The sequence below is a fragment of the Piscinibacter defluvii genome (assembly GCF_004011805.1).
Taxonomy (GTDB): Bacteria; Pseudomonadota; Gammaproteobacteria; order Burkholderiales; family Burkholderiaceae_C; genus Piscinibacter; species Piscinibacter defluvii.
In genome coordinates, this window is record NZ_RCHJ01000038.1 from 23,438 (window position 1) to 31,451 (window position 8,014).

Sequence of the window (8,014 nt, forward strand, 5' to 3'; positions counted from 1 at the left end):
GGCGGACGCATGTCGGCCACGCTGGTGCAGGACGGGGTCGGCAACAACGTCTTCCCCAACATCGCCGAGGCAGACCACGTGGCCGGCCGCGTGCAGATGCGGAAGGTCTACGGCGCGGTGCTCTCGGCGAACGACGACACGCTGCTCACGGCCGGCATCGACCTCACGACGCTGCCGGCCGACGGCAACGTGGACGTGGTGGCGTTCGCCTGGGGTGATCACACGACCACGCGTGCCGATGCCGCGGCGGCGCTGGCAAGGTTTCCCTACGTCAAGGATCCAGCCGCCGGTGGTACCTACGACTCCGGCACCGGGGTATTCAATCCGGTGCCCAGCGCTGGCGCCCGGATCGTCATCGGGTTGCTGAACACGGTCACCACCATCGTCGGGGGAACTCCGGTGACCACGGAGGTGGAGACGGAGTTCGGCGGCGCGATACTGCCGCGCGGGGTCTTCACCGTCGATTCGGTAGGCCCGGTGGTCCTCTCTCCGGTGCCGAACTGGGGTTCCACGGCGGTCAACCGGTGGGCCGGAATCTTGGCAAACCCGCAGGCACCGAAGTGCGTGGCCGTGGCTCTTCTCACCGCCACGAGCGGCACCAACAGTGTCGAGGTGGACCGTCTCGACGCGCGTGCCATCCCGAACGTCACACCGTACCCGGCGGCGCCGAACGGTCTCGCGTCAGAAGGCCTGCGCTACGCCTACGGCAAGGTCCCCATATTCCGTCCTGGCGACAAGGTGATCCTGCGCAACGGCGCCACCGTGGAGCTGGCGCTGATCCAGTCGATCGACTACCGCGGCACCATCACCTTCCAGTCGGCCCTGGTCAACAGCTTCCCGAGCGGATCGAAGATCTGCGCCATCGTCGACCTGGGCGACATGCAGGCTTCCGTCGGCATCGTCTTCGAACAGCAGGCCTGGACGCGCGTCTTCAGCGACACGCTGATCGGCGGCGCGCCGGACGCTGCGTACGACGTCACATCGTTCCCGATCGCGGTTCAGAACATCGGCGCCGAGACCGAGCGCTGGGCGATCGTGTTCACCTCGAGCACCGCCTTCAAGCTCATCGGCGAGAGCTTCGGCCAGATCGCCACCGGCAGCACCGCGGCGGACTTCGCGCCGCTCAACCCGATCACGAACCAGCCCTACTTCACCATCGACAAGGATGGATGGGGCTCAGGCTGGGGCATTGGCAACGTGCTGCGCTTCAACACGCTCGGCGCGCGCAAGCCGTTCTGGCTCGCGCGCTGCGTCTCGCCGGGCGCCGCCAACGGCGCCGACGGCGTGACGGTCGACCTGCGCGGGAGCGTCTGAGTGGCCGACGTCTCCACCACCGTCGAGGCGCCCTGGGACGACGGCGCGCCTGTCGCGGCGCTGGTCGAGGTGCCGTGGGACGATGCCACGGCCATCGGGAGCACCGGCGGCGCCTGGACGGCGCCGCCGGCCCCGCCGGGCGGCACACCGACGGGCCCGAACACCGTCGCCGACTTCGTGATCCCCCGTCAGGCGGTCTACGACGTGGCGCACGTCGTCACCGTCATCGATCAGCGCGACGGGCTCCCCGTCGAGCTGGAGTCGATGTCGCTGAGCTGCGACGAGGCCTCGGTGTGCTGGACGCTCAGCGCGGCCGGACCGGCGGCACTGTTCGAGCGCCTGACCACCGGCGACGAGCTGCCGATCCTGGACATCACGATCGACGGAATGCAGTGGATCTTCGTGGCCGAGAGCGTGCAGCGCTCGCGCGAGTTCGCCGGCTCGGGCGTGCGCATCACCGGCCGCAGCCTGACCATACTGGCTGGCGAGCCTTACCAGTTCGTGCAGAACTGGGTCAACGACGGGCCCACGACGGCGGCGCAGATCGCTGAGCAGGCCCAGGTCTTCACCGGCCTCGAGCTGGAGTGGCAGCTCGAGGACTGGCCGGTTCCAGACCGCGTGTGGACCTTCAGCGGATCGCCGCTGGCCGTGGTGCAGCGCGTGGCCGAATCTGTCGGCGCTGTACTGCGGAGCGCGCGCAACGCCAACAGCATCGCCGTGATGCCGCGCTACCGGCTGCTGCCCAACGAGTGGCCGGAGACCGCGCCGGACGTGGACATCCATGTCGAGGCCGTGATGACGGACAGCTTCGAGCGCAGCGACCGCCCAGCCTACGACGGCATCTACGTCTCCGGCCAGCAGCAGGGCGTGACGTGCCTGGTCAGGCTGGCCGGCACCGCCGGCGAGCGCGCGGCGCCGCTGGTGACCGACCTGCTGATCACCGACAGCGTCGCTGCCCAGCAGCGCGGCGTGGCCGAGCTCGGCGCTGCCGGGCCGCAAGCCATCGTGCGCATGACGCTGCCGGTGCTGACGGACGCAGGGGCGCCAGGCGTGCTCGAGCTGGGCTGGCTCTGCCGGGTGTTCGACGGGTTCTCCAAGTGGTGGGGCGTCGTTCGCGCGATCACCGTCGACGTGGCGTTCCCGAGCGTGATGCAGACCGTCACGCTCGAGCGGCACCTGGGCTACGCCGAGGGCACGTCGGCGGTCGAGGAAGAGGAGCCGGCCGCGCCGCCGGCGCCGCCCGCCGGTGCCGCCATCGGCTGGCTCGACCTGGTGACCGACCCGGACGGTACCGCCGCGCACGCGAACAGCGGGTTCGCGCAGTTCGTCTTCGGCTTCGAGCCGATCATCGTGAACACCAGCATGTACGCGGGCGTCGTCGGCTTCGCCGGCGAGAGCGTCAGCTGGTCACCGACCTGGACGCCGGTCAACTCCGGTGATCCGTCGCCGACGCTGACGCCGCTGTCCGGTGGTCGCGTACAGGTCGAGTGGGCGAACGCCGGTGGCTTCCCGCCCAACACCTACCCAGGCCTGCTGGTGCTGGGCGCGACTGTCGACGGCGGGTCTGTCGCGACGATCGAGGTCGTCGCAGCCGACGCGTTCTATGACACTTTCACCTGGGGGCCGTCGCCATGAGCATCACCGCGGTGGTGCTGTCGGCCGGCGCCTACGCACGGGCCTGGCCGGGCATCGAGGTGCTGGTGCACCGCAGCGTCATCCGCAACGCCGCCGAGCTGCAGCACGGGCGGTTCGAAGCCGCCATGCAGGTGCGCACGCGCAGCTTCTTCTTCCTCGACGACGACGACGACCTGGCGCGCGACTACCTCGAGGTGCTGGAGCGTTGCCAGGGCGCCGGCGCGCCGCTTGCCTACACCGACGAGATCGTGGCGCAGCCAGACGGTACTGCCTTCGTGGCGACCCGAAAGCCGTACGACCGCGCCGCACACTTCCGCCGGCCTCTCGACATCCATCACCTCGTGCTGTGCGACACCGCCGCGGCGCGGCGCAGCATCGCGAGGCTGCCGCGCGGGCACTACGCGCCGGAGGTCATGCTGTACTGGGACCTGGCGCGTCAGGGTGCCGTCTACGTGCCAGGCGCGCCCTACATCTGGCGCCGCCGTCCCACCGGCATGCACCGCTGGCCGTGCACCAGCATCAGCCAGATGCGCGCGCTGCTCTGGGCGAAGGCCAACCCATGAGCACCAACCTCTACCGCCGCCTGCGTGCGCTGCTGCCGCTGCCGCAGGTGCTGGTCGGCACCGTGGTCGAGATCCACGCCGACGACACCAGCAGCGTCGAGCTGCCCGGCTCCGGCGACGCGACCGGCTACCCTGGCAACGTAGCCACCGGTTCGCTGCTGCGCGTGCGTGGCTCGGGCGTGGATGTAGGCAAGCGCGCCTTCATCCGCGCCGGCGTGATCGAGAGCGAAGCGCCGGCCGGCGACATCCTCGAGATCGAGGTCGGCCGCATCGTCGTGCAGCCGCCACCCGGCGAGGTGGAGTGGTGGCTGTTCGGCGACGACATCGCCGGCACCACGCCGCCGGCCGCCGGGTCGCAGATTGCGCCGCCCGGCGCCGGGGTGCTGACGATCACCGGCGCCACCGGATGGCTGCAACGCCGGCGCGTCGAGCGCACTGCCAGCGGCACGGTGCTATCAGCGTCCATCTCGGTGAGCGGCGACGCGCCGACCACGACCTGGATCCCCACGCCTGGCAGCCCTGCGCCGGACAGCTCGGCGCCGGTGATCACCCTCCACGACCCGACGCTGGGCCTGTGGAAGCTCGACGTCCCGCTGGTCTCTTCCACCACCTGGACCGGTGGCGTGCTGCTCGTGCGCGGCCAGTACGACCTCGCGCTCACCTTCGTCCCGCCGGCCGGCGCCGTGCTGGCGTCGGCGAGCTGGCAGTACCTGATCCCATGACCTGCGCCCTCTCCGACGCGGACCGCGCTGCGCTCCGCGCGGCGAGGCGCGACCTGGTCGACCTCATCCGTGCCTGCATCGACCCGAGAACGGGCCGCCAGCGCACGCCTTCGCGTGCCGCGCTGCTGCGCGCGCTGCGCACCCTTCCTGACCTTCCCGAGGTGCCCAACGATGAAACGACTCCTCTTCCTGTTCCTGCTGCTCTGGCACCTCTTGCCAGCCCAGGCTGCACCGGCCTGCATCCCAGGCCTCTACGGTGACCAATTCCCAGGCTCGACCATCACCGGCCCGCTGCGCGGCGACCGCGGCTGGTACGGCTGGGGCTGGTGCCGCAATGCGCAGGGCGAGCCCTATTCCATGTCCTTGATCTGCGCACACGGCGAGTGCACCTCGGACATCGGCGGACAGGTCGGACGCACGATGGCCGACCTCGGTCGGAAGTTGATCGGCTCCACGAAGCGCGAAGTCTACGGAGCGTGGTGGGATGCCAATGCGCTGGCCTACCACTGCCGTGAGAACGATGGTGCACAGGTGACGGAGCCGAGTTCGCCGAGAGGGCTGGCCTGCGCCGAGCTGCGAGCCTTGCTGGCGGCTGACCTGGCGAGCTTCTATACCCCGCCGCCGCCGCCTCCCCCGCCTCCCGTCTACACCCACGCGGTCAAGGTCAACCCGGCGTGCACCCTGCCGACTGGCTGCACACGCCCTGTCTACCTGCTGGCCAACGGCGTTCGCGGCACAGCCGCGGTGGGCCGCGCCGAGGTTGGCCAACCCTGCGACCTCAGCAAGCCGACGGCGGCGAGCGGCGCCGACGTGTGGGCCTCGTTCGGCCCTCTCTTCGAAACCGGGAAGGTGGCCCTATGCGCAAGAGGCACCCCAGCGGCCGCGCAGTGAGCTACGAGGCGTCCATCAAGGCACTCGACGAACTCGATCTGCGATTCCACACGTCGGACGTGGCCCGCTTCAGGTCACACCTTCGCGTGACCGCCGATCACAACCTCGAGGCGCTGCGCCGGGTCATTGCGGCCGACCCCATGAACACGAGATTCCCACCTCCGCCGGCCACGACCACGAAACCATGAATGCACTGGAGAGACGAGATGAGCGACATCGAAACCGAGCCGATGCCCCTCAGCGGAGATCGGCGGCAGCACCGCAAGCTACTTCGCTTCGACCCGACCGTGTCGAGCGGCACCGTGATGCAGCTGGTCGTGTTGGTGGGCGGCTTCGCATCGGCCTACGCCACATACCAGTCTGACCGCGCGACTCTGCGCCTGGAGATCGAGCAGATCAAGGCTTCTGCCCTGATCGACAAGCAGCTGGCCAAGGAGTCGCTGTTCGAGCCGAAGGCCGACGTGCGCAAGGTGCAGGAGACCATCACCTCGGTGGACAAGACGCTGACTGGCATCCAGGCCAGGCTGAACGCGGCGGAGAAGGGTGGCAAGCCATGAAGCTGATCCCGCAGTGGCGCCGCGCGTGGCGCATGTTCTCGGTGCAGGCGATGGCCGCGGCCGGCGTGCTGCAGGTGGCCTGGGAGACGCATCCGGAGGCCATCAAGGCCGTCGTCCCGGCGAGCTGGGTGCCGTGGATCACCGTCAGCGTTCTGCTGTTCGGCATCGCCGGGCGCCTCGTGAAGCAGCGCGGCGTCGACGCGCAGGGCGACGCGCCATGAGCGACTGGCTCTACTTCACGCGGCTGCGCTTCACCGGCAGCTCAGGTGTGGCGAAGCTGCGCGGCCGCGCCGTGGAACTGGCCGAGTGCCCGCAGTTCCTCGAGCACCGCATCGCCGAGATCGACTACATGCCCGAGGTCCACGCGTGCCAGATCCGCGACGAGTTGGGCGGCTGGCGCGAGATGAAGGACTTCGAGATCGCGGCGGCCGACGCGCTGCTGCGAAGGCTGTGCGGCGGAGGCTCGCATGCGCCCGCTGCCTGACCCGAGGCTGCCCTGGCCCATCGCGCTGGCCGGCGTGTACGAGATCGCGAACAGCGAAGGCCTGCGGCTGCGCGCCTATCGCTGCTGGGCCGGTCGCTGGTCCTGCGGCTGGGGCGAGACCGACGGCGTCGGGCCGACGACCCAGTGGACGAAGGAGTACGCCGACGGCCGTCTCTGCGACAGCCTGGCCGATCTCGCCGAGCGCGTGCGCGCGCTGTGCACCGACGCTCCGACCGACGACGAGCTCGCCGCGATGGTCTCGCTGGCCTACAACATCGGGCCGACCGCGTTCGCACGCTCGACCGTGCTGCGGCAGCACAACGCCGGCAACCGGCAGGCCGCCGCCCGCGCCTTCGGCCTCTGGAACAAGGCGCGGAACCCGCGCACCGGCCAGCTCGAGGAGCTGCCCGGTCTGACAGCGCGCCGCGCGCGCGAGGCGGCGCTGTACCTGAAGCCCGACGACGACGCCGACGTGCCGATGCCGCAGGTCGTCGACGGTGAATCGCCGATCGCGCGGAGCCCGATCAACGCCGGTGGCGCCGCGGCGGTGGGCGCGGGCGCGCTGACGGCTGCCACGCAGGCCGCGGACCAGCTGCAGCAGGTCTCGGGCGTGTTCAGCACGGTCAAGGCCGCGGTGCAGCAGTTCGCCGAGTTCGTCGGCGTGCCGCCAGGGATGTTGCTCGCGGCCGCGCTGATGGCGGTGGGCGTCATGGTGATGCAGCAGCGGCGCCGGCAGCGCGCGGAGGGGTGGGCGTGATGGGCGCGCTGTCGAGCAAGCTCCGCAACGTCGCCGGCGGCGGCCTGACCTTCTGGTGTGCTGGATGCCGCGAGGCGCACACCGTGTGGACTGGTCAAGGGCCGGGCCCGCGCTGGACCTGGAACGGCGATGTCGAGCGGCCGGTGTTCGGGCCAAGCGTGCTCGTGCGCACCGGGCACTATGCCGATGGCAAGAGCCCAGCGGACTGCTTCATCTGCCAAGAACACCGCGCCCATCCAGACGATGATCACGGCAGCTGGCGATGCACCATCTGCCACACCTACGTCGGCTGCAACGGCGCCCAGCCAGGCGAGATCATCTACCTGAGCGACTGCACCCACGATCTCGCCGGCAAGGTGATCCCGCTGCCGGACATGCCGCAGTATCGCGAGCGCGACTGCGGCGCCGAGGGCGGAACGTGATACGCGCGCTGCTCGGCCTCGCCGGCCGTGTGCCGCTGACGGCTTGGGTCATTGCCGCGCTGCTCGCCTGGGGCGGCTGGAATCGCTGGCAGGCGCAGCGCCACGAGGTCGCGGCCACTGCAGCAGCCGCCAGCGCGCAATCGCACGCCGAGGCCACCAGCCACGAGCGCCAGGCGCGCGAGGTAGAACAGAAGGCCGCGAAGGCGGCGAAGGAGCAGGCCGATGCGAACGACCGACTGCGCAAGCGTGACGCGGCTGCTGCTGCTGGCGCTCGTGCTGAGCTTGACCGGCTGCGCGGCGACCTTGCCGCCGCCGCCGAACCAGGTGCAGCCGCCTCTGGTGCAGCCGCCGCCGGCCGAGCTGATGGAGCCGCCGGTGCCCGGGTCGTGGTCGGAAGCTGTGCGGCAACGGCTCTTGAGGTGGCGGAAGCTGCTGACGACGCCGAGCGAAAGCTGATCGGCCTGCAGGCCTACGTCGGGCAGCTGCTCGAGGCGCTTCCGGCGTGCGTGGCGCGGTAGAAGGTGGGGAACTTCTTGCCCGCCAGGGCGCGAAACATGCTCAATCCGCGCTACGCGCGCCGGCGCCTCACCTCGGAAGCAACCTGCGCGGGTAGCGCGCCGCTCGATTGCAAATCCGTGTAGGTCGGTTCGACTCCGGCCCGCGCCTCCA

General features: G+C 70.3%; 11 protein-coding genes. All 11 read left to right on the forward strand.

All coding sequences use genetic code 11. The annotated features are described in order from the left end of the window. Positions 1-9 precede the first annotated feature (9 nt). The 11 genes from D9C15_RS33620 to D9C15_RS33625 all read left to right on the forward strand — a co-directional run bounded on the left by D9C15_RS33620 (position 10) and on the right by D9C15_RS33625 (position 7,863). The gene (locus D9C15_RS33620) at positions 10-1,314 is read left to right on the forward strand and encodes a hypothetical protein (protein WP_164886945.1); all 1,305 of its coding nucleotides are present in this window, start codon (positions 10-12) and stop codon (positions 1,312-1,314) included. Continuing rightward, a complete protein-coding gene (locus D9C15_RS31640) occupies positions 1,315-2,949 on the forward strand; it encodes a hypothetical protein (protein ID WP_128003465.1) in 1,635 nt (544 codons plus the stop codon). After that, a complete protein-coding gene (locus D9C15_RS31645) occupies positions 2,946-3,512 on the forward strand; it encodes a hypothetical protein (RefSeq protein WP_128003466.1) in 567 nt (188 codons plus the stop codon). Before D9C15_RS31640 ends, D9C15_RS31645 begins: the two co-directional genes overlap by 4 nt. Next, complete coding sequence (locus D9C15_RS31650; RefSeq protein ID WP_128003467.1) at positions 3,509-4,234, forward strand: hypothetical protein; 726 nt, start codon at positions 3,509-3,511, stop codon at positions 4,232-4,234. The genes D9C15_RS31645 and D9C15_RS31650 overlap by 4 nt, the downstream gene beginning before the upstream one ends. Before the next feature lie 171 nt (positions 4,235-4,405). Continuing rightward, the gene (locus D9C15_RS31655; RefSeq protein ID WP_128003468.1) at positions 4,406-5,125 is read left to right on the forward strand and encodes a hypothetical protein; all 720 of its coding nucleotides are present in this window, start codon (positions 4,406-4,408) and stop codon (positions 5,123-5,125) included. A 206-nt stretch (positions 5,126-5,331) separates the two neighbouring features. Continuing rightward, complete coding sequence (locus D9C15_RS31660) at positions 5,332-5,682, forward strand: hypothetical protein (protein ID WP_128003469.1); 351 nt, start codon at positions 5,332-5,334, stop codon at positions 5,680-5,682. After that, entirely contained in the window at positions 5,679-5,903 is a 225-nt protein-coding gene (locus D9C15_RS31665) for a DUF7940 domain-containing protein (protein ID WP_128003470.1), read from the forward strand. The genes D9C15_RS31660 and D9C15_RS31665 overlap by 4 nt, the downstream gene beginning before the upstream one ends. Next, positions 5,900-6,166, forward strand: coding sequence for a hypothetical protein (locus D9C15_RS31670; protein WP_128003471.1), 267 nt, complete (start codon positions 5,900-5,902; stop codon positions 6,164-6,166). Before D9C15_RS31665 ends, D9C15_RS31670 begins: the two co-directional genes overlap by 4 nt. After that, positions 6,150-6,923: a lysozyme gene (locus D9C15_RS31675; protein ID WP_128003472.1), complete on the forward strand. Its 774-nt coding sequence runs from the start codon at positions 6,150-6,152 to the stop codon at positions 6,921-6,923. The genes D9C15_RS31670 and D9C15_RS31675 overlap by 17 nt, the downstream gene beginning before the upstream one ends. After that, positions 6,923-7,345, forward strand: a complete 423-nt coding sequence (locus tag D9C15_RS31680; RefSeq protein ID WP_128003473.1) for a ubiquitination-like system serine protease family protein — start codon at positions 6,923-6,925, stop codon at positions 7,343-7,345. The genes D9C15_RS31675 and D9C15_RS31680 overlap by 1 nt, the downstream gene beginning before the upstream one ends. Then, the gene (locus D9C15_RS33625) at positions 7,342-7,863 is read left to right on the forward strand and encodes a hypothetical protein (protein WP_164886946.1); all 522 of its coding nucleotides are present in this window, start codon (positions 7,342-7,344) and stop codon (positions 7,861-7,863) included. The genes D9C15_RS31680 and D9C15_RS33625 overlap by 4 nt, the downstream gene beginning before the upstream one ends. Positions 7,864-8,014 lie beyond the last annotated feature (151 nt).